This is a genomic window from Shewanella psychropiezotolerans (assembly GCF_007197555.1).
In the GTDB taxonomy this organism is placed as follows: domain Bacteria; phylum Pseudomonadota; class Gammaproteobacteria; order Enterobacterales; family Shewanellaceae; genus Shewanella; species Shewanella psychropiezotolerans.
In genome coordinates, this window is the sequence record NZ_CP041614.1 from 4,166,309 (window position 1) to 4,188,797 (window position 22,489).

Genomic DNA, 22,489 nt, shown 5'->3' on the forward strand with positions numbered 1-22,489 from the left:
ACAGACAGCATAAGCCGAGGGAGTTGTTATTCATCGGCGCAGAGTTCCAGAGGATTCAAAATGGAAGATTTAGCAAACATGTACGGCCACAGTGACCCAATTGCCGTAATTGGACTGGCGTGTCGATTTCCAAAAGCACCCAATGTGGAAACGTTCTGGCACAATCTGATGAATGGCATCACAGGTCAGTCATACTTTTCAGAGCAAGAGCTCAATGCCTCGGGCATCTCACCGAATGTTTATCAGCGCAAAAATTTTGTGCCAAGCGGTGCTGTGATAGAGAAACCTGAGTACTTTGATGCAGGATTGTTCGGTTATTCGCCTAAAGAAGCGCGTTCTATCGACCCACAGCAAAGGCTGTTTTTACAAAATGTTTGGCACGCGCTGGAACATTCTGGCCATGCACCCACAGGGATCAAGGTCAAAACGGGCATATTTGGTTCAATCCGTACCAGTACCTACCCATCATTTAACGACTTCGATGTCACGCAAGTTGGTCAGGTTAAAGGCTTGCAGGCGCTGATAGGTAACGACAAAGATTATCTTGCCACTCGGGTCGCGCATAAATTCAACCTGACAGGCCCCGCATTCACCGTTCAGACTGCGTGCTCTAGCTCTCTGGTTGCCGTTCACTTAGCGTGCGAAAGCTTACGTTCCGGCGAATGCAACATGGCCATCGCTGGCGGCGTTGCGGTGTCATTCCCGCAAATATCAGGGTACGAGTATCAACCGGGAATGATCTTTTCATCCGATGGTTTATGCCGCCCATTCGATGCTAATGCCGATGGCACATTCGGCGGACACGGTGTCGGCAGTGTGGTGTTGAAGCGATTGGAAGACGCTTTGCAAGATGGCGACAACGTCCTTGCCGTGCTGCGTGGCAGTGCCATCAACAACGATGGTCAAGACAAAGTAGGATTCACGGCACCATCTGTAAGTGGTCAGACGCGAGTACTCTTAGAGGCCATCCATCTCGCTGATATTCAAGCAGACGATGTGGAAATGATCGAGGCACATGGCACAGGCACTAAGCTTGGCGATCCAATAGAGGTCACGGCAATCAAACAGGCTTACCAGCGTAATGCTCAGGTAAAAACCTGCTATTTGGGCTCAGTTAAAAGTAGCTTGGGTCATCTGGACACCGCGGCTGGCATCGCCTCTCTAATCAAAACCGTGCTCGCTGTATCTCGGGGGAAAATTCCTGCATCTCTCAATATCACCCAAACAAACCCCGCCTTGCAGCTCGATGACTCTGGTTTCAAGCTGGCCAAGGAGACGATCGATTGGCATAGCGAAACACGAACCGCCGCAGTCTCTTCATTCGGGATCGGCGGGACAAACTGCCACATGCTGGTGCAATCTGTCCCCAAGCGAGCGCAACCTGTGATCAACGGGACGACCTCGGCCTCAGATTTGAGTTTATTTATATCAGCAAATAGTGAAGCCTCATTACGAGATATAGCTAAGGGTTACAGCAGCCTGTTGAAAAACAATGCGCACTTTGATGATGTTGCCTATTCAGCGTTAACCTCGCGGTCCACGGATTTGCCTTATCGACTGGCCGTAAACAACAGCGCATCAGCAGCAGAAGCACTGATCCGGTTTGCCAAATCAGGACAAACATCGCCCAATTTGGACTGGAGTCAGAAGCAAAAGTCGACCAAAGTCACCTGGTGTTTCACCGGCCAAGGGAGTCAATTCCCAGGGATGGGGCATGAACTCTACCTTGCTTGCCCAGCATTCAAAGCCAGCATAGAGACCAGCCAGACTTATTGCCAACACGTTAGGGAGGCACCGCTAACAGAGGTCATGTTTGGTGAACAAACGCACCTTCTTACCCGTACCGATCATGCTCAGCTGGCTATCGTGGCATTCGAAATCGCTATGGCCGCTCATTGGCAAGCCAAAGGGTTCGAGCCCGATATAGTCATGGGGCATTCCGTCGGTGAATTCGCGGCATGTGTCGTAGGCGGTTATCTCAGTCACCAGCAAGCCATTGAATTAGTCGCCGAGCGCGGGCGATTAATGCATGAATGTGCCCAACAAGAAAAAGGCGTCATGCTGGCGGTCTTCACCAGCGAAATAGAAACCCAATCCATCTCTGCCTTGGATGAACTTGATCTCGCCGCCCACAATGGCAGCCAACATTGGGTGTTTTCTGGCAGCGCTGCTGCAGTAGAACGCGCAGCAACAGCACTTGACGCCAGCGGCATCAATTTCAGAACACTTGATGTGCCATGCGCGGCTCATTCCAGATTGTTGGATGATATGCTGAGCCCCTTTTCAGACTTTGCTGCAGGCATCTCGGCTTCGGCAGGCGCTATCCCGCTGATCTCATCACTGACTGGAGAACTGCTTGCATCAGAAAACGCACTAACCAGCCATTACTGGGCACAACATGTTCGCCAACCCGTACAATTTAGACGCACGGTAGAGTCGGCGATTTCCCAAGGCTGTACCGTATTCCTAGAAATGGGCCCCACTCCCCACCTCACAGCCATCAGCCAACGAGAACACTGGCAACAGGACATTCGTTGGCAAGGCACGCACCAACACAAGATGACCGCAGAGAAATCAAAGGCTGCCGTGCTCAGTACATTGTACGTCGCAGGGATGGATACCGACTGGCCATCACAGTTCAACACGATTGGCCATCAGTGCGATCTGCCACTCTACGCCTTTGACGAACAAAAATATTGGTACCAAGCCGAGACAATCAATCCCGTTAACCACAACAAAGACAGCGAACTCACTCGAATGAATGAGCCGGAGTCTGCCGCAGCTGGATACGAATTAATGCGCTGCTGCGCGATTGAAAATTTTGTTAAATCTTGTATTTCAAGCCATCGTTTTACGCTCAAAGCGGTAATTCTAGGGGGGAGACTCCTGCCTCGTTATCGTCAAATAGTACTCGCGTTGCTAGATGTGCTTATCGACAACGGCTACTACAGCAGCAATGGTAAGCGGTTTGTGCGCACCAAGAAGCCACTTCCCCCAACAGACACCGCAGCCGAATGGTTAAGAGAACAGATACTGAAAACACCGAATAAAACCCCTATTTCAATGGCTGAAATCCAATGCCTCATTCAAGCCTCAACCACATTAAAAGATAAATTAAGCGGTCTTGAACATATCCCTGCTCATGGTCACAACCGCGTCGAAGAAGTCAATATCCTGCTGCGCAATCGCCTGGGGGTAGCCGAAACGCAAGGTCGAAAACATGGACCTCAGCACACTGTAAATGGTGGCCTTACCTATCAAGACTGGTCATCTCTGTCCCACCAGCAAGACTTGTTCACTCTAATATCCCAGCAGATCCCAGCCTTTACGCAAGAAAACAACGCCGAGTGGGAAATATCGGTTTCGAGTACGTTTTCACCCAATAAAGTCACCCAAGTCGCAGTCAGCCGAACCTCTGGCATGTGGGGACAGGCAAAATATGACCTACGAGCCAAATCAGCAAAAGGGGTCTGGCAATGGCTGGGCGACGCCTATACTAAAGGTTTTAATTCATCTGATGCCCTTAAGTTGTTGCCTTCTCCGCACAATCACTATGAGTGGCAGTGGCAACGAATCGCCCCTTACACAGACAGCCAATCACTGACGATAAGCCCACTTGATATTGAACAAGCGCTGTTAACCACAGGCGAAGTGCACCGTCTGAATTCACATCAAAGCTTGGTCACCTTGCCACAGGGCAACTTAAGCCATGTCACGGCGCAAATGGCCAAAGTACTGAGTCGTGACTTTGACACGCTTTATGTACTCACCTCAAACACCATGCCTGTTAATTCAGGCGATCATATTCAACCAGAAAAATTTGCCTTGATGTCACTATTGAGAGTTGCACGGGCCGAATACCCCACAAAGACAATCTACTTGCTAGACGTCGATAACCACCATCCCGAGCATATCTCACGCGCCATTAAGCAAGCTCCTTTTAGCCTTTGTACTGAGCTTGCGTGTAGAGAAGACCGCTATTTCGGCCCCAAGATTCTGCCAGTACAGGCATCAGACAGCATTATCCCTCAGCAATGGTTTACCACCCAAGGGTGGCACTTAGTCACAGGTGGAATGGGCGGGATAGGACGCTTGGTCGTCAAATGGCTAGCAAGTTCAGGGGCCAAAAATATCGCCGTTTTGGGACGAAGTGAGCACCCAGATTGGCCAGAGTTTTGCCAACAAATGGCGACATTGGGCTGCACTGTCGACACCTTGGTATGTGACATGTCGAAACAAGGCCAACTCGAACTGACACTAAGCCGTTGGCAGACCGAACTGCCGATCATCGGTGCTATTCATGCCGCTGGCACATCGGCACACGGTTTATTGGCGACATGGGATCAGTCTGCAACAGAGGCATTGCTTCAAACCAAAGCCATGTCATTCACGGCATTACATCAATGGTTAGAGGCACAAGATGCTCAGTACCTTATTGGGTTTTCTTCAGCCGCCTCTTTAGGCGCACTGGGACAAGGTACCTATGCGGTTGCCAATGCTTATCTTGAGGGTTATACCCTCAGTCAGAAAGCAACAAGCCGCAGCCGTCTCATGAGCATTAGCTGGGGTGCCTGGGACAACATTGGCATGACAAGCAGCCAGAGACTGCTCGACAAGCTGAGTAAAGACGGCATGCACACCATAAGCGCGCAAGAAGGGTTATGGCACCTGAGTCAATGCTTCTTAAATGGCCAGTCAAATTCGCTAGCGATGAACATAGAAAACCAGCATCCAAATTTCTGCCGCTACTTCGCTGACAGTATAGCTCCCGCAATCCAAGTCACGACATCGATAGTCCCCTCTACTGGTGCTGAAAAAAACAATAACACGGCAAAATCAGAGGTATCAGACCTACCGCTTTGGCTGACTGATAGAGTGCGCTACCAACTCGGTATTGCTGAATCGACCGCAGTCAGCGACGCGCAGGATCTGCTGCAATTAGGCATGGACTCGTTACAATTTATTGAGCTGAGCACAGCAATTCAGAAGCAATTTGGCATTAAGATCAATGCTGATGAAGCTTACCAAGACCTATCCGTTGCTGGCTTGGTTTCACTCATCAATGAAAGGGTGCGAAACGGCGCTGGATCTGTACCTGTTTTACCGTTCAAGATAGAAAAGCAAGATAAGCATCTGCCATTCCCGCTGACGCCAATACAGCATGCCTATTGGATTGGTAGAGAGTCCTGGATTAAATACGGCGGCATCGCCTGCCACGTAGTATTTGAGTGGGACAAAAATCTTAACCAATTCGATCCCGAGAAGTTTGAGAATGCGTGGAATGCGCTGATTGAACGCCACGATATGCTAAGAATGACGATAACACCCAACGGTGAACAAATCGTCCAGGCTAACGTGCCGCATTTCACCATCCCCGAAACCAGTGTCAGTTCGCTACCGGAAAATGAACAGCGCAATGCACTCGATGCGATCCGACATTCAATGAGCCACGACGTTCGCCCCGCAGATGTATGGCCATTGTTTGACTTACGATTCACCCGTATGTCAGACACCAAAATCAGACTTCATATGAATCTTGACCTGCTGCAGTTTGATGTTCAGAGTTTCAAAATCATGATGGATGATCTAACGACCGCATATCAAGGCCTTGCTTTACCTGAGATGCCACTCACTTTTCGTGATTACGTGATGCACGAACAAAAGCTAAGGCAACAAGCAGACTGGCAAGCCTCATGGGATTATTGGCAACAGACTATTCCAAACCTGCCAACAGCCCCAAGGTTGCCGTTGAACCCCAATTATGATAGCGAAAGCCCCCAATTCATCACACTTGGAGGCAAGCTGGATTCGGCTCAGTGGCAAGGGCTCAAGTCCCAGTGGCAGCAGTGGGGAGTGACCCCGTCTGCCGGTCTGCTGACCCTCTTTGCACACACACTCGCTAAATGGACCTCGTCATCAGATTTTACCTTAAACATGACCTTCTTCAACCGTCAGCCATTCCATGAAGATGTTGAGGGCATCATAGGTGATTTTACCTCCGTGCTGCTGATGGACTTTATGCTGTCAGCGCCGTCCAGCTTGAAGCAATATATGTCTGAAACACAGGAGAAGCTTTGGAAAAGGCTGGGACACAGCCAGGTCAATGGCGTAGAAGTGATCCGCGAACTGGCTAAACACCTTAAGGCCTCAGGCAAAATAAGCGAACAAGAAGCGACTTTGCCGCTGACCCCAGTGGTATTCACCAGCATGCTTGGCATGTCTATGGATGGGATGGACATAAAACAAGCCATGACCAGTCTGCTTGGCGATCCCGTTTACGTACTGAGCCAGACGCCACAAGTCTGGCTCGATCACCAAATAATGGAGGTCGACGGCGCTCTCGTCTTCAATTGGTACTGCATGGAAGACGTGTTGGAACATGATGTCTTGCGTACCATGTTCGCCGACTATAACCAACAACTGACAGACGTGGCTGCAAATCCGTTATCGATGGAAAAAATCGTTTTAGCCCCACAAACTAGAACGACTCTAAGCCCCTCGCCCCTGCTTTTGCCCTCGCCCCTTTTACAGGCAATTACCCTACCGGAGATCACCGAAGAAACAGCCAAGGAGGTCACCGACGCGTGGATGAATATCGAACATCAAGCGCTGGTAGGGATCTGGAACACACTGCAAAACCATCAGCTATTTACAGTAGCAGGCAAACACTACTCACTCGAACACATTTATGCACAGTTAAATGTTGCGACTAAACACCACAAACTGATTGTTCTTTGGCTTGATCAACTCAGCCGCGAAGGCATGCTAACCCAAGATAGTCACGGCTACCTATTTGGCGGCCAATTCCCCCCGCCACCGACAGCATCAATTCCACCGGCTAACTGGTGTCAGCGTTTGTCGCAGTATTTAAGCGAAAGCATACAGGCTCACCCCGCATTGCTTGATGACAGTAAATCAGCATTAGAGATTTTGTTCAAAGACAACGAAGTCACCGATTGCCTATATCGCTCCAACCCTTCGCTGCACATTCTGAACTTAAGTGCAGCCGAGGCCATTAAGGCGATTGGCGGCGAATACCGACAAGGAATAAATGTACTGGAAGTGGGGGCTGGTACCGCCTCGACATCACAAGAGGTACTGAGAATAGCTTCAAATACCATCAAACACTACCAGTTCACCGATATATCATTAGTGTTCCTACAAGAAGCTAAACAGACATTATCTGCCTATTCTCAAGTCCACTATGAGTTGTTCGACATCAACCTACCCGCCAGTGCAAGTGTGAAAGTAGAAACAGGCTATCAGGTTATTATTGCTGTCAATGTGCTTCACGATGCCACAGATTTGCCTAAAGCGCTTAGGCAACTGCGTGGGTTACTGGCTCACGGGGGGCATTTGATCTTTATTGAAGCCACGGAGCAATTTAGCCCAATGCAGTTGGCAACGGTGGGCTTTATTGAAGGGATTAATGCCTTCAGTGATTTTAGGCAGCAGCAGAAAAGCGCGATGCTCGACTTGCCAGCTTGGTTAGCATTATTGTCTGAAAACGGATTCGTCCCCCAACTGGTCTACCCCAACACTGAGCATTCAGTGCTACGCCAACACTTGGTCGTAGCCAACAACACCTCGGTGATCCAGCCTGAGTTTACCGCCACAGCTGATATCCTTGAACATGACATTCAAAGCCCAACTCTGGCGCTAAAAACCAATTCAGGCACGGCAGTAACAGTCGCGCAAGTGTGGTCTAAGATGCTCGACCGTGAGGTTGGGCAACAATGTGATTTTTTCCAGATTGGCGGTGATAGCTTGATGGCCACTAAGATGATTGTCGAGCTGAATCAGCAAGGTTTCATCCACGCAAGTTTGCAGCTGATATTCGAACATCCTGTGTTGGCTGATTTCTGTCTTGCTATCGACCCGACCACAGCAGAATCAGTCTCTATTGAGCCAGAGCAAGGCGGCTCTACGGCTGACACAGAGCCACACGATGGAAGCACTCATCAAGATAATGAATATGCATTAACCCCACTACAACATGCTTACTGGCTTGGAGAGAGTGATCTGTTTTCACTTGGAAACGGCATTGCTCATTTTTACGCGGAACTGGAGGTCAAACACCTTGATCGTGAGCGATTGACTCTGGCGTGGAATCAGCTGATCCGATGCCACGATCAGTTACGTGGTGTCATTGATAACGGGAAATACTGCATCAGCAAAGACGTGCCTTACTATCAGCCGCAATATGTCGATCTCACCGCCATGGATAAAGCCAGAAAAGATCGCTTTATCGGCGAAGCGAGAGACCAGATCGCGGCTCAAGGTGTCCCTACCGACCAATGGCCGCTGTTCGATATCAACATATTGCAAACCGACATTGACACCTCACTGGTGCATTTGGTTGTGGATCTGGTGGTGGCAGACGGCAAAAGCTTAGGCATCTTATTCCAACAATTACAGTCTCTGTATGAAGACCCATCTTCAGCTTTACCTGTCCCTCACATGACCGCCGCCGCGTATCTCCGTGAATTGGAAAACACCAAAGCCTCTGAGGGCTATCAACGCGCGCAGCATTATTGGTCACAAAGGATCCCGACCTTGCCCGAAGCCCCCACGCTTCCGCTTGCTGACAGCCGAGATGAAGACTTATCTCAATGCGTGCTTACTCATCGCATTAGTCAACAAGAATGGGCTCAGATCCAAAGTACTGCGTTGGCCAATAATGTCCTGCCCTCCATGGCCATGCTCACGGTATTCTGTCTGGTGTTGAAAACATGGAGTGAGACTAAACACTTCTCGATCAACATTCTTCACAGCAATCGTCAGCCTATGCAGTCAGAGACGGTAATAGGTAACCTGTCAACCACCTCAATGTTGGAAGTCGATGCCACGGGAGGTATGGACTTAAGCACTTTCGCTCATCAGCTCCAACAGCGTATGACAGAAGACTTAGCCCACGCCAGTTTTGATGGTCAGCAGGTGCTAACAGAAAAAAACCGCCAAAATCGAAACTTCAGCGCAGGCATGCCAATAGTGTTTAACGACACGGTATCAATAGGTCAGAACAAGCCACTGACTATCGGTAAATTAAGGAGTTTTGGCGCACAGACACCACACGTTTATCTGGACTGCATGCTGATCGCCTCAGTGTGCGGTGGTATCGACATCAAATGGACGATTCAGGAGCATCACCTGAAACCCGGTGTATTCGATGCCATGTTTGAGGTTTACGTACAAACAGTACGTTCATTGCCATCAGCTAACTGGGGTAGTCCCCTATCCCCACCCATGTCAACATCGCAAGTTACATCACGCCAGTTTGCGAATGCAACCAAAGCAGCACTGACTTTGAAGACCTACAATGGCAGAGATAAACCCGTCCAGACACTGTGCGACATGATCCAAAATGGGGTGACAGATTACCCTGATGATGTCGCCATCCAACAAGGTGATGTCGCACTGACTTACGCGCAAGTTTGGCGTTCATCCAACGCGTTGGCAGCGCAGATCTTAGCCAGCGAAGACGACCGCCCTTTGATCGCCATCGTGATGCATAAGGGCTGGGAACAAATTATCTCTGCCATTGCCATTTTGCTGGCAGGTAAAGCCTATATGCCTGTGGATGCGTCGTATCCAAGCAAGCGAATTGCGGAATTATTGGCACTGAGTGATGTCTGCACTGTGATCACCCAACACCATGTTCCCACGCCCTCCGCTTGCTACCAAACTCTGGTACCCAGTCTGGATGCAAAAGCCCCCAGTGGCTTTACTGCTCCAACGATAGATCCAAGTGATATAGCTTACGTCATCTTTACCTCAGGATCGACGGGCAGGCCTAAAGGGGTCGTCATGGATCATCAAGCCGTCGTCAACTCTTTGCTGGATATCAACGCTCGAATTGGTCTCAATAACCACGACAAGGTCCTGGCTATCTCTGCGCTTAATTTCGATTTATCGGTCTTCGATATCTTCTCGACACTGAGCCAAGGGGCAAGGTTGGTCATACCTGAAATATCACCGGCGCAAGATCCAGAAGCCCTGGTTAGATTGGCAGCAAGCGCAGGGATCACCGTTTGGAACAGTGTCCCAGCCTTTGTGCAGTTGCTTGCTGATTGCCTGGAGCGCAACCAATCCAAGCTGCCACAGCTACGCTACATCATGATGAGCGGAGACTGGATCCCCGTCAATTTACCCGATCGTTTATTCAAGGTGACCCCAAACGCACAACAGCTCAGCCTTGGTGGTGCGACAGAAGCAGCAATCTGGTCCATCAGCTACCCAATCAATAAAAGCTATGCCAACTGCACGAGCATTCCCTATGGCAAACCCTTATCCAACCAAAGATTTTATATTCTGGATAAGTCATTTTCCTCCTGCCCAGACTGGGTTGCCGGCGAGCTTTACATCGGCGGTGATGGGCTGGCAACAGGCTACTGGCAAGATACTGACAAAACAGATGCTGCCTTCATCACACATCCACATAGCGGTATTCGTTTGTACAAAACCGGGGATTGGGGCCGTTACCAACCCGATGGCAACATTGAGTTTCTCGGCAGAAATGATCAACAGGTCAAGGTAAATGGGTATCGTATTGAGCTCGGAGAGGTCGAAACGGTGTTGCGTCAGTGTCCAGCCGAAAACCTGGGAACTCGCGTGCAGGATGCTATGGTCAAATCGATGGCTCACCCCAGTGGTGGCATCAGGTTGATTGCGTATGTGGTGTATGGGAACAATGCCGCGGATAATAACCAGTATCTGCTTGATTATGTGCGAGGTGTCTTACCGCAATACATGTGCCCTTCGCAGATAGTCACACTAGATAGCCTACCGCTGACGGCCAACGGTAAAGTTGACCGTAACGCCCTACCATCCCCACACTTTACCCCAAAGACCCATTTATTGCGTCAGCCTTCCTCGAACACCGAGCTTAGGCTGGCACAGATATGGGCTGAATGCCTGAACGTAGAGAGTATTCCGGCCAATCAAAGCTTCTTCGATCTCGGCGGCAACTCCCTGATCGCGGTGCATCTCATCAATCAGATCAACACCCAACTCAATGTCTCACTCACCGCAGGACAACTGCAAGCAAACGACACCATTGAGCGCCTCGCCACATTGACCGAATCTCAAGATTCGACGGCAGAGCAAGTGCCCATCCTCCTCACTCCACACTGCAGCGATAAACACCACAACACCTTGTTCATTATTCACCCTATCGGGGGACACTTACTGAGCTATCAGCGCCTCGCAAGCCAACTTAACAATGTCACGCTATATGGGCTTCAATATCCTGAACACAAGCTAACGAATCACGAGCCTGATATTCAGACGTTGGCGCACGACTATTTACGTATGATCCAAACGATTCAGCCACAAGGTCCATATCAACTTGCTGGTTGGTCATTTGGTGGTGTGGTGGCCTATGAACTGGCGCATCAGATGAGCGCGCAGGGCCATGAGGTAACCAACTGCCTACTCATTGACAGCTACAAGCCGAGCATGAATGAAGCCTCACCATTAAACGATTCAGCGATTCGTCAGCACTTTTATGCCGATTGTGTCGGCAGATTTCCAGAGCTGGCCGAAGCTGAAGTGCCAGATTTCAGCCAAGATGCCGTTTTCTTCTCCTCAATGGCTACCGCATTCGACACGACAACATCTTCTGGCCTGCTAGATATTGCCACCATTGCCAGTTTGTTGAATGTTTACCGCCGAAACCTGCGTGCCATGCTCAGCTATTCCCCCCGGTGATGAACCAGTTATCCGTGACGCTCTTTGCCGCAGAACAACCCAGCCATTTGGACTTCATGAGCTATCAACACCCAGAGATAGCCAATCGAGCTTGTCATGGCTGGCAGGACTGCTGCGCGCCGCGGGTGCACTTTATACCGGGAGACCACTACACCATGCTGCAAGATCCAAATGTAGCGTCACTTGCCCAAGAAATCTCTCAGTTGCTGACGGGCCCTCAACAACAGACTGACTCAATTCAGAATAGATCCAAGGAAGTGTTTGAAAATGAATAAACCTAAAAAAGTCGTCATCGCCGGCACTAAATTTGGCGAGCTTTATCTCAATGCTTTTATCGAGCCTCACCCAGATTTGGCGCTGGCGGGTATCATTTCCCAAGGTAGCCAACGCTCACAGACATTGGCAAACGCCTTTGGCGTCCCTTTGTTTCAGGATGTCAGCGAATTGCCTCTGGATATCGATATTGCTTGCGTCGTCATCAGAGCCTCGAGTATCGGCGGAGCTGGCAACCTATTAGTCGAAGACCTTTTACAACGTAAGATCCACGTCATTCAGGAACATCCCGTCTCTGTCAATGAGCTGAACCGTCATCAATCCCTTGCTCAGCAGCACGGTGTTCATTATCGAATAAACAGTTTTTATGCCTCATCTGCAGCAGGAAAAACCCTGATCGCGGGCGCACAACACCTCAGTAGCCAAACACGAAAGGATGCGAGTTACGGCAACCTCACCACCAGTCGTCAACTCCTGTATTCCACATTGGATCTGTTACTGCAATCTCTGGGAGAAAGTACCAAATTACAGCCCACCTTGCTGGGTAAACAGAAACAATTCGACATCATTAACCTACACTCAGCTCAAGGTGATTATCTATTGCAATTGCAAAACTATCTCGACCCTCGAGATCCAGATATGCACAGCTTAGCCATGCACCGCATCATGCTGGGTTGGAACAATGGCTATCTGGCACTCGCAGACAGTTATGGTCCTGTGACTTGGACGCCGGTTCTGCATGCTGATAATCACCAAAGCGACAGCCACAGCTTGTACCAAATCGTTTCGAAGCCTGAAGGTCATTACCTTAACCAACGCACAACTCAAACTCTATGTGACAACCAAAGTCAGGTAAAAGATACCTTTGAGAGCCTAGGCCCGGACGGTGTGCTGTTTACCCTTGAGCAATTTTCTCGGGTGATAGATGGCCAAGCGTGTGAGGCTGGATTCACGCTCGCGCACCAATTAAACGTCGCGCAACTTTGGGAACACATTCTGGCACTTTCAGGACAACCACAAGAGCAAGCCATATCACCCGCTATCCGCATCAAGATGCCATTGGCTGAGCCAATAAGAGGACAAGTATAATGGAGCAAGTATTCAAAACCTTACATAAAAGTAGCAATCGGCCAGACCATATTTGGGTGATTTTCCCCTTTGCCGGAGGCAGCCTGAGCGCATTCAAAAGTTGGACATCTCTGGGAGATGACCTACTGCCAAACAATACGCTTATTTTACTCGCAACCTACCCAGGTCGCGATAACCGCATGCGCGAGCGGCCACATCAACACATTTCGGATTTAGCCAACAATCTGTTTAACGCGTTAATTAACCTGATTTCCCATAGCGACTTACCCGCCAATGCCACTCTCCGCCTGTGTGGTCATAGCATGGGCGCCCAGGTCGCCTTTGAAGTTTGCAAGCAATTGGAGGAGCACTATGGTTCTGCCACCCCAATCACCCAATTGGTGTTATCAGGGTGCCACGCCCCACATCTAGAAAGTCGAAGAACACTCAGCCACTTACACAATGGCGACTTCATCGATCAATTAATTGAAATCGGCAGCGGAAGCGCTGTCCTCAAACAACACCCCGAACTTTTACCGGTGTTTCTTCCCATGTTAAGAGCCGATTTCCTTGCCACCGAAAGCTATTACAGTGCACTTGAAAACGCCCCTGAACTGCGATACACCCCATGCACGTTAGTGTTTGGAGAAAGCGATCCAGAAGCTTGGAATTCAGAGGTACAAGAGTGGCGTGAATGGCTTGACCCTGCTTTACGCACACATGCCCGGGTAGTCGGAATTCCCGGCGACCATTTTTATATCACCACATCCCCCGCGACGTTTATTCGACATGTTATCGAACAGACGGAAAGTACCACCTTAGTTCGCTCCACCCCAAAGCAAACAAACAGCGCAAACCCTGTCAGATCCGGAGAGCAACATGGCTAATCACCACGAACAAACCTACAAAACATTCACACTAGCACACCAATGCCAACCCATATTACTGGCAACTGAGCTGACTAGCTTAGCATTTTGCAAGGATTACCTCGTCTATGAACACCACGATGAATGGGCCATAGGCATCAACAAACTAACCCAACTGACCGTCAGTAGCAGCGGTGAAATTACTGATTTTAATGGCTACAAGCATAGGGTCAAGCCCACAAAAATTTGCCAGACGATTCATCAAGCAACCCAAACGTTAAACATAAAAGATTGGCGGTTGTTTGGGCGCGCAGATTTCGAGTTCTGCCGCTTTGCTCACAACCTACAACAGCAAGAAACCAGCCGCGAACTGCTGGAATTGTTTGTGCCGGAAACGGATATACGGATCACAAAAAAGCGCATTGTCATTCGCACAATGGACGATACGGTACTGCCACAGATCCAAAGTATTATTGCTGACTGTACCAATAACATGACCGCCACAGAGCACTGCCACACCGCTCTGACCCAAGACGATATTCTTCATGCTCAGGCAGTCAAACAGCACTTTCAGGAAAGCGTGCGCTCAGCTGTCGAGGAGATAAAGGAACACAAATACAACAAGGTTATTTTGTCCCGTGTCGCAATACTTCCAGCTAATGTTGACTCGAAAAAAAGCTTCATCGAAGGGCGTAGGAAAAATACACCTGCTCGTTCATTTATGTTGAAACTCGGTGAAATTGAAGCCTTTGGTTTTTCTCCTGAAACAGTATTAGAAGTCGATGAACACGGCAATCTCAGCACCCAGCCCCTTGCGGGCACTCGCGCATTGCCTGATGATCCGCAAGCCGCCATTCTACTTAGAAACGAATTGCTGACAGATCCGAAAGAGATTGCCGAACATGCGGCCTCAGTCAAACTCGCGGTCGAGGAGTTAACGCAGATTTGTCCCTCTTCGACAGTGAACGTAGCAGAGTTTATGCAAGTATCAGAACGAGGCAGCGTTCAGCACCTTGCTTCTCGTGTCACTGGCAACTTGTCAGAGGGGAAATCCGCCTGGGATGCCTTCAATGTACTGTTTCCCTCAATTACTGCATCGGGGATCCCAAAGCGAGAAGCCATTGATGCGATTGCCAGGTTCGAACTTTTACCCCGGGGCTTATACAGCGGCAGCGTTCTTGTGACCGATCACAATGGTTACTTCGACGCAGCACTCGTACTGAGGACGGCCTATAAGCACCAGTCAGTTTCTTTATTACAAGCTGGCGCTGGTATTATAGGTTTATCAACCCCCGAAAGAGAATGGGAAGAAACCGGTGAAAAGATGGCCTGTGTACTCGATCATTTAGTATTTGAAAAAGGACAAGAAAAGCACCACCTTGCCACCGATACCGTGCCCGCTGATAGCATCCTTTGCGAGGAAAAGTCATGAACTCAATGTCTGATACCTTAAGTGCAGTGGATGATTTACTTCAAGGATTTGAGCCTTACCCCCCATCTCTGGCACGCTGCTACACCGAAGCCCAGATTTGGGACAACGCCCCCCTTTGGACAATATTAAGCCAAGGGGCACAACATCATGCTGACAAAGTGGCGATTAAAGATGCAGTACGTGAGCTGACCTACCGTCAGTTACTCGAGCAAGCCGATGGGATCGCCAAGCGCTTCCAAGAAGATGGATTGATCATGGGCGATCGCGTGGTCATTCAACTGAGCAACACCTGTTACTTTGCCATCGCCTTTTTTGCCGCTCAGCGAGCAGGACTGGTCCCCGTGATGGCACTGCCCGCTCATGGGCTCGCAGAAATAAGCCATTTTGTCGCAGTATCTCAGGCCAAAGGATACATCTGTGAACGTATCCCAGGGTCGCCTGAGTCTTTGGCAATTGCGGACGCACTGAGCATGAGCGACAATTCGTTGACCCATATTTATGCCATCAAGCATCACGGTAAATATCTCGACTTTCATCCCTCATCTCAACCCGGCTTCACTCCGCCAAAGGTAATCCCCGAACATCCGGCATTATTTTTGGTATCCGGTGGAACCACAGGGCTCCCCAAACTTATCCCACGCACGCACAACGATTATCTGTTCAACATTCAAAGTTGCGTCGAAGTTAGCGATATCACGGCAAGCGACATCTACCTCGCGGTTTTACCCGCCGCACACAACTTTACACTGGGCTGCCCTGGCCTATTAGGCGCATTATCAAAAGGGGGACGAGTGATCTTTTCGACCCAGGCGGGGCCTGATCATTGTTTCGATTTAATTGAAAACCACTCGATCACAGCGACAGCGCTCGTGCCTGCATTGGCTCAGTTATGGACAGAAGCGAGCGAATGGGAGACGGCAAACCTGTCCAGTCTCAGATTGATGCAAGTCGGTGGTTCAAAGCTGGCTTATAGCGACGCATTAGCGATTCAAACCGCCTTTCCTAAGGTATTGCAGCAAGTTTTCGGCATGGCAGAAGGCTTAATCGCTTGCACCCGATTAGGCGACGCACCGGCAATCATCGCGGCCAAACAAGGTCGCCCGGTCAGCAAGTGGGATGAAATTCGAATCGTCGATAACGCAGGAAATCCAGTCGCCATCGGCGAAGAAGGCGAACTGCTTACCCGTGGCCCTTATACACTTCGCGGCTATTATCGAGCACCGAAACACAATCAAGTTGCATTCACCGATGACGGTTTTTATCGAAGTGGAGACAAAGTGAGCATGAATGAAGATCGATATATCACGGTCACTGGCCGAATCAAAGATGTAATTAACCGTGCGGGGGAAAGCATTGCCACCGATGAAATTGAAGCACATCTACTCAGCCACCCAGAGATCGCTCAGGTTGCCGTCGTTCCTGTTGCCGATACTCATTTAGGCGAACGTATCGGCGTAGCTTTAGTCTGTAAAGGCGAGCCTTTGACGCTGCAGAACATTCGCCATTTTCTGAAATCTAAAAATCTCGCTGCATTTAAAATGCCAGACGAATTGCACCTTGTGCACTCCCTTCCTAAAACCGCGGTCGGGAAAATAGACAAAAAAAGCGTACCGGGCCCTAATGGAAAACCTTGGATGCTCAACACGTATCGTTAATCTATAGCCCTAGGTAATAAAAAGAGCCTAGCTTGCAAGCTAGGCTCTTTTTATTGATATATACAGCAAGCTAAATGCTTTAAGTTTGATATAACCACATATCCAGTCCTGTTATGCCACCTGACCCGCTTGCCATAATTGACGGTAACCAGAATGGGTTATCACCAATTCATGGTGATAACCCATTCCAATGATCTGCCCACTCTCCATAAAGTAAATCCTATCTGTATCTCGAATGGTATCTAACCGATGCGCCACAGAGATCACCGTTTTACCTTTAGATAGCTTTTCAATCGAATCCAACACTTGTGCTTGTGTACGATAATCCAGTGCTGAAGTAATTTCATCCAATAACAACACTGGTGCATCATGAAGTAAGGCGCGGGCAATAGACAACCTTTGACGCTCTCCACCAGATAGTTGATTGCCGTTCTCCCCAATCAATGTGTCTATACCCTCTGGCAATTTGGCAATAAGAGGGCTTAATCCGGCCGCCTCAATAGCCTCAAAAAGCGTTTTTTCCACAGCTTCTGGCTTGGCTAATAGTAAGTTATCGCGCAGGCTGCCGCCAAGCAACTGAACATCTTGAGTCACGTAAGAGATATGGCGATACCACTGCCGAGTCCCTATTTCATCGAAGGATTTCTTGCCCAACGACAGCCTGCCTTCACTGGGTATATGAAAGGCGGCGATTAAATCCAACAAGGTTGACTTTCCAGATCCACTTTTACCGACCAGTGTAATATGCTCACCCTGCGCAATATCAAGATTGATGCCCTTCAGCACCATCGTATTATCTATGGTTAGGTCAACATTGGTCAAAGAGAGGTTAAATGTACAAGGCTTAGTGCCTTCCTCCTGCTGTTGAGGCATTTGAGCAAGCTGCTGTAAACGGCTAGCGGCTTTGAGCATATACCTGAGTAATGCCGCGTAAACGGTCATTCGTGCCAATGGCCGAATACAAGCAACTGTCGCAATGATCACGATGAGAAATTGGGGAAGACTTAACAAACCTTCATTGATAAACCAGAGACAGAGCGCCAGATTAAGCACTAACGCAAGCTCTAGGATTAGCGTCGCCATGAGTACCCCCATCCCGCCGGCCCACTCTAAACCCAGCCCTTCATGCCTTTGTTGCTCAATTTTATCGCATAATGGCTTAGCCAATTGGTGGCTTTGAGCAAACCCACGCAACATAGGCAAGCAATCAATATACTCAAGCAGCTGGTTGGCACTCTCCATATTAGAATGATGATAATGATCCGCTTGGTGGCTAAATTTTTTCTCCGCCATAATTAAGGCTCCAATCGCCAGGAGAAAGACACCTAGCATCGCCAGCGCTATCTGAGGTTGAACCCAGAACAACATCGTCATCATGGAGATAGGAATAACCCAAGCCGCGACAAAATCAGCCAGTATGTGACTAAAAATGTCTTCAAATTGCTTCAGATCTGATGTGAGCAACTTCATCTTCTCCCCCAAGCCTTTGCCTTTTAAACAGGCAAGTGGTTGACGACGGATATCGGTTAACAGTTGGCTGCGCAGATGATGAGTGATCTCATACGCGCCCAAAAAGCTTTGCTTAGCACTTTGACCTAAGCCCCACTGCAGGACAATAACTGAGAAAGCCAAGAGAAGCATATGACTAACAGACAAGGTATAGAGGGAAAGTATGAAAGCAAATAGCATCAACCAAATCGCGAGAGGCATAATTTCAGTGGCTACTTTTCCTGATAAGCCAAACCAAAATTGGCGAGTTTGCGCGCCACTATGAACAAATAACTGTCTCATTTTATCCAAGGGACACCTCCTCAACATTGCCTCCTATAATATTCAAACGCACATCAACCTGCTTAACTTGCCGAGGGCGATGACTAATAATCAACTGGATCTGATTAGGGGAATATTGGCGCAGCCCGGCTAGTACCGTTTGTTCCGATAATTGATCTAAGTGTGCAGTCGCTTCATCTAAGATCAGAATGGGCGTTTTGGCCAACGCCGCTCTCAAGATAGCCAAACGTTGCATTTCGCCGCCACTGAAGCATCGACTCGCTTCTCCAACATCACAACTCAGCTGTTCCGGAAGATCAGCAACCAAGTCCTTAAGACCCAATAAATCCAATAAAGACCATATTTCATCATCTTTAATCACCCGTTTAGCAAGTGCCAAATTATCACGCAACGTCCCTGAGAAAAATGTGACCTCTTGATCCACCACTGCAATATAACGGCTTCGGCTTTCGTCATCTAAATCCGTGACGAAACCTTTATTGATTTTCCAACCGCCATGTTCTGGAGTTAGCGAGCCGGAAAGTGTCGATAAAAGTGTACTTTTCCCGGCACCTGAGTCCCCCTCAATAAGCACTCTTTGCCCTGGAAAAAAGGAGAGGTTCACGTTTTCAAATACTCGTGACGGGCCGCGAGTGACCGTCAAATTTTCGCAAGATAGTTGTTGTAAAGCTTGGTCATAAACCACTTCACTCTGCTCTTTGGCATGGCAAAAAGGTATTATGCGATCGATAGAGACAATTGATTGCTGAATTTGTGAAAACACCTGAGTCAGGTCCAGCCAAGGCTTAAGAATACCTGCGCTTATACAAACCACCATCATGAGGTCAACCAGCGTCAGTTGCCCCATATTATTCAGCGCAATGGCAACCGGTACCACCAAGATCAAGGATATTTGAGCCAGTGTCACAAAAGTTACCCATGCCCCCACCATTTTCTTGGTATAGCTCGATACCATCGTATTGTGTGACTGGATTGTGCGACTGAGCTCGAGATAAGAGTTCGCATCAACGGCAAACAATTTCATGACGCCAATACTACGAAGAAACTCTAATTGGGCTTGGTGCATATTCGACACAATTTGGGTATATTTCTCTTGGCGTGTTGCGAAGCCACGCATCATCAAAAACTGAGCACTCAACGCCAAAGGCAATGGTGCCAGCGCAATAAGGGCTATCCGCCAATCAATATAAAAAAGGAACACTGTCATAAAGAGTGGCATCAAGACCCCGTTGATAATATCGGTGCCATGATGGGCAATGAGCGGCTCTAAACTCTGACAATCATCTGAAATGCGTTTTTCAATATCGCCCCTTTTCAGACTTCGCAGCTTGTCTATCTTCATATTCGCCAAAGCAAGCACCATGTGTTGCCTTATTTTTTGAATAATGTGATAGGCAGCCAAATGGGCATACCACACAGCCAACGTATACAAAGCATAACGGGCCATCAAGGCCCCTACCATGACAACTAGATACTCATAGGGGGATTGTTGGTCATAGATAGCCTGAACAAAAAAGTATAGGCATAACCAAGGCACCATTTCGACCATACTGCACAGGACTGCACACCCGATTGAGATCCGTACTCTTCGCTGCTCGCATGACAGCATAGCCTTGAATGCTGTCATGCGACTCATATCATTTGAAAGCAACATAAATACTCCACAAAATAGGAATCATTTTCGCTTTCTTGGTGACGGGTAACTAACGAGATCAGGCATTAATGTAACGCTATCGGGCATTATTTACCGAACTCGTTTATTGAGCTCAGGTTACAAAGATAGGCTTTCAGCTAAGTGCCACCAGATTTTAGATCTACAATCTGGTGGCACTCGTTAAATACCAGCCCTTTTCCTATGGCATTATCCTTTGTGTGCAGACTTGGTATGCAGAGGGAGGAGCCGCTATCGAGCTGCGTAAAAGGATGTTCAAGGAACCTCAGATAAACCTTTCCCCGGTATCGCCAGTCGACTATACCGATTAAAACTACGCTCATATATACAGCATAAAAAACCTAAATTAATATCCTAAACTTAGGATGACTCATAAACTGTTATGGTTAATTGTTTAACACAATCATTATAAAAATAATTAAAAATACAATAAAACAATAGACCACAAATAGCATTAATAATCTGCCGTACATTATAAAACATATAAAAATCTTACCTGAAATCATTTTGTCGTAGAACCATAATAAGTAAACCGCCAACAGATGGATTGACAGAACAAATCAACCACTTTAAGTGACACATATAAATACAAACGCAATAACCAATTTAATAAAGAAGACGCACCACTGAACTAAGTTGAGTTTCGCCCATCGATTGATAAGTTGTTACATACCAAAAAATAAACTCACAACAATGTCAATCAGGATGAGTTCGTCATTTAAAATAATAATATTACACATCTGATAACCTGCCCAACTGTACAGTTGATATATAGGGACCCCTATAAAATAGTTAAGCTGAAGCTAAATTAGGTTAAAATAATATTATTGGGAGCACTGTTATATAAATTTTGTTAGTATCACGACTGCGTATATAAAAACAAATTCAGATCACATACCAACATTAATTAAAGGTTAAATTATGAAGGCGTACGTATTCGACGGTAAAGAAAGTTCCAAACTAGAAGAAAGACCAAAACCAACAATTATAAAGCAGACTGATGTTATCGTAAGGGTCGAAAAGACAACTATTTGTGGCACTGACTTACATATTTTGAGAAATAATGTCGCGACATTTAACCCAGGTACAATTATGGGTCATGAAGGCGTCGGAATTATAGAGTCATGTGGAGAGTTGGTTAGCAGATTCAAGCCTGGTGATCGCGTAATAATTTCATGCATTACATCTTGCGGTAGGTGCAAAATGTGCCAAGTTTCAAAATTCGGTCAGTGCTTACAGGGCGGCTGGTTATTAGGAAATGAAATTGATGGCTGCCAAGCTGAATATGTTCGAGTACCTTTTGGTGATACCAGTCTGCACCTTGTACCTCTTGATATTGATACTGATTCCCTTGTGTTATTAAGTGATATTTTCCCAACAGGGTATGAAGTTGGTGTTCTAGATGGTCAAGTGAAACCAGGGTGCTCTGTTGCCATTATTGGTTGTGGTCCTGTTGGACTTTCAGCATTAATGACATCAAAATTCTTTTCTCCAAGTGAAATTTACGCCATCGATACAAACAACCACAGACTCCAAGTTGCGACAGAGTTAGGCGCTACACATGCAATCGATAACTCAGATGGCACTGCAGTTCAACAAATTTTAGACGTCACAGATGGGGTCGGGGTTGATGTGGTTATTGAAGCCATTGGAATACCAGTTGCCTGGGATATGTCTCAGAAACTTGTATGCCCTGGCGGAAATATAGCTGTATTAGGTGTGCATGGAAAATCAGCAATTATTAACCTTGAAGATATGTGGAAACGTAACTTTACTATGACTGCGGGCATGGTTCATACCAATACTATCCCCATGCTAATCAAGCAAATTAGGGTCGGTCACTTGAAACCTAAGAAGCTAATTAGTCATCAATTTAACTTATCTGAATGCGAACAAGCATACAGTACTTTTATACATGCTTCTGATCATAAAGCACTCAAAGTTATTATAAGTAACGAGTTCTAATAGCCTTTACAAATAATAAAATGTAGCTATTCATAAATAGCTACATTTTATTGAGAAT

9 protein-coding genes are annotated in these 22,489 nt (G+C 47.8%); 7 read left to right on the forward strand and 2 right to left on the reverse strand.

Going from position 1 to position 22,489, the window contains the following annotated elements; translation table 11 throughout:
• Positions 1-60: 60 nt before the first annotated feature.
• From FM037_RS18465 to FM037_RS18485, 6 genes are read left to right on the forward strand one after another with little or no spacing between them, the layout of a single operon-like run.
• Complete coding sequence (locus FM037_RS18465) at positions 61-11,709, forward strand: non-ribosomal peptide synthetase/type I polyketide synthase (protein ID WP_221937429.1); 11,649 nt, start codon at positions 61-63, stop codon at positions 11,707-11,709.
• Positions 11,709-11,984 (forward strand): thioesterase domain-containing protein, encoded by a 276-nt coding sequence (locus FM037_RS28865; RefSeq protein WP_221937430.1) that lies wholly within the window; start codon positions 11,709-11,711, stop codon positions 11,982-11,984. The genes FM037_RS18465 and FM037_RS28865 overlap by 1 nt, the downstream gene beginning before the upstream one ends.
• On the forward strand, positions 11,977-13,071 hold the full coding sequence (locus FM037_RS18470; protein WP_144047188.1) for a Gfo/Idh/MocA family oxidoreductase: 1,095 nt from the start codon (positions 11,977-11,979) through the stop codon (positions 13,069-13,071). The genes FM037_RS28865 and FM037_RS18470 overlap by 8 nt, the downstream gene beginning before the upstream one ends.
• Positions 13,071-13,937, forward strand: a complete 867-nt coding sequence (locus FM037_RS18475; protein WP_144047189.1) for a thioesterase II family protein — start codon at positions 13,071-13,073, stop codon at positions 13,935-13,937. The genes FM037_RS18470 and FM037_RS18475 overlap by 1 nt, the downstream gene beginning before the upstream one ends.
• A complete protein-coding gene (locus FM037_RS18480; RefSeq protein WP_144047190.1) occupies positions 13,930-15,348 on the forward strand; it encodes a salicylate synthase in 1,419 nt (472 codons plus the stop codon). Before FM037_RS18475 ends, FM037_RS18480 begins: the two co-directional genes overlap by 8 nt.
• Positions 15,345-17,003, forward strand: coding sequence for a (2,3-dihydroxybenzoyl)adenylate synthase (locus FM037_RS18485; RefSeq protein ID WP_144047191.1), 1,659 nt, complete (start codon positions 15,345-15,347; stop codon positions 17,001-17,003). Before FM037_RS18480 ends, FM037_RS18485 begins: the two co-directional genes overlap by 4 nt.
• A gap of 111 nt (positions 17,004-17,114) precedes the next feature.
• On the opposite strand, the gene FM037_RS18490 is transcribed toward FM037_RS18485, so the two are convergent.
• Together FM037_RS18490 and FM037_RS18495 are read right to left on the reverse strand one after the other, a co-directional pair.
• Positions 17,115-18,794: an ABC transporter ATP-binding protein gene (locus FM037_RS18490; protein WP_229381242.1), complete on the reverse strand. Its 1,680-nt coding sequence runs from the start codon at positions 18,792-18,794 to the stop codon at positions 17,115-17,117.
• A 1-nt stretch (position 18,795) separates the two neighbouring features.
• Positions 18,796-20,448 (reverse strand): ATP-binding cassette domain-containing protein, encoded by a 1,653-nt coding sequence (locus FM037_RS18495; protein ID WP_144047193.1) that lies wholly within the window; start codon positions 20,446-20,448, stop codon positions 18,796-18,798.
• Between the two features lie 939 nt (positions 20,449-21,387).
• Between FM037_RS18495 and FM037_RS18500 the strand changes: the two genes are divergently transcribed.
• Entirely contained in the window at positions 21,388-22,431 is a 1,044-nt protein-coding gene (locus FM037_RS18500; protein ID WP_144047194.1) for an alcohol dehydrogenase catalytic domain-containing protein, read from the forward strand.
• Positions 22,432-22,489: the final 58 nt, after the last annotated feature.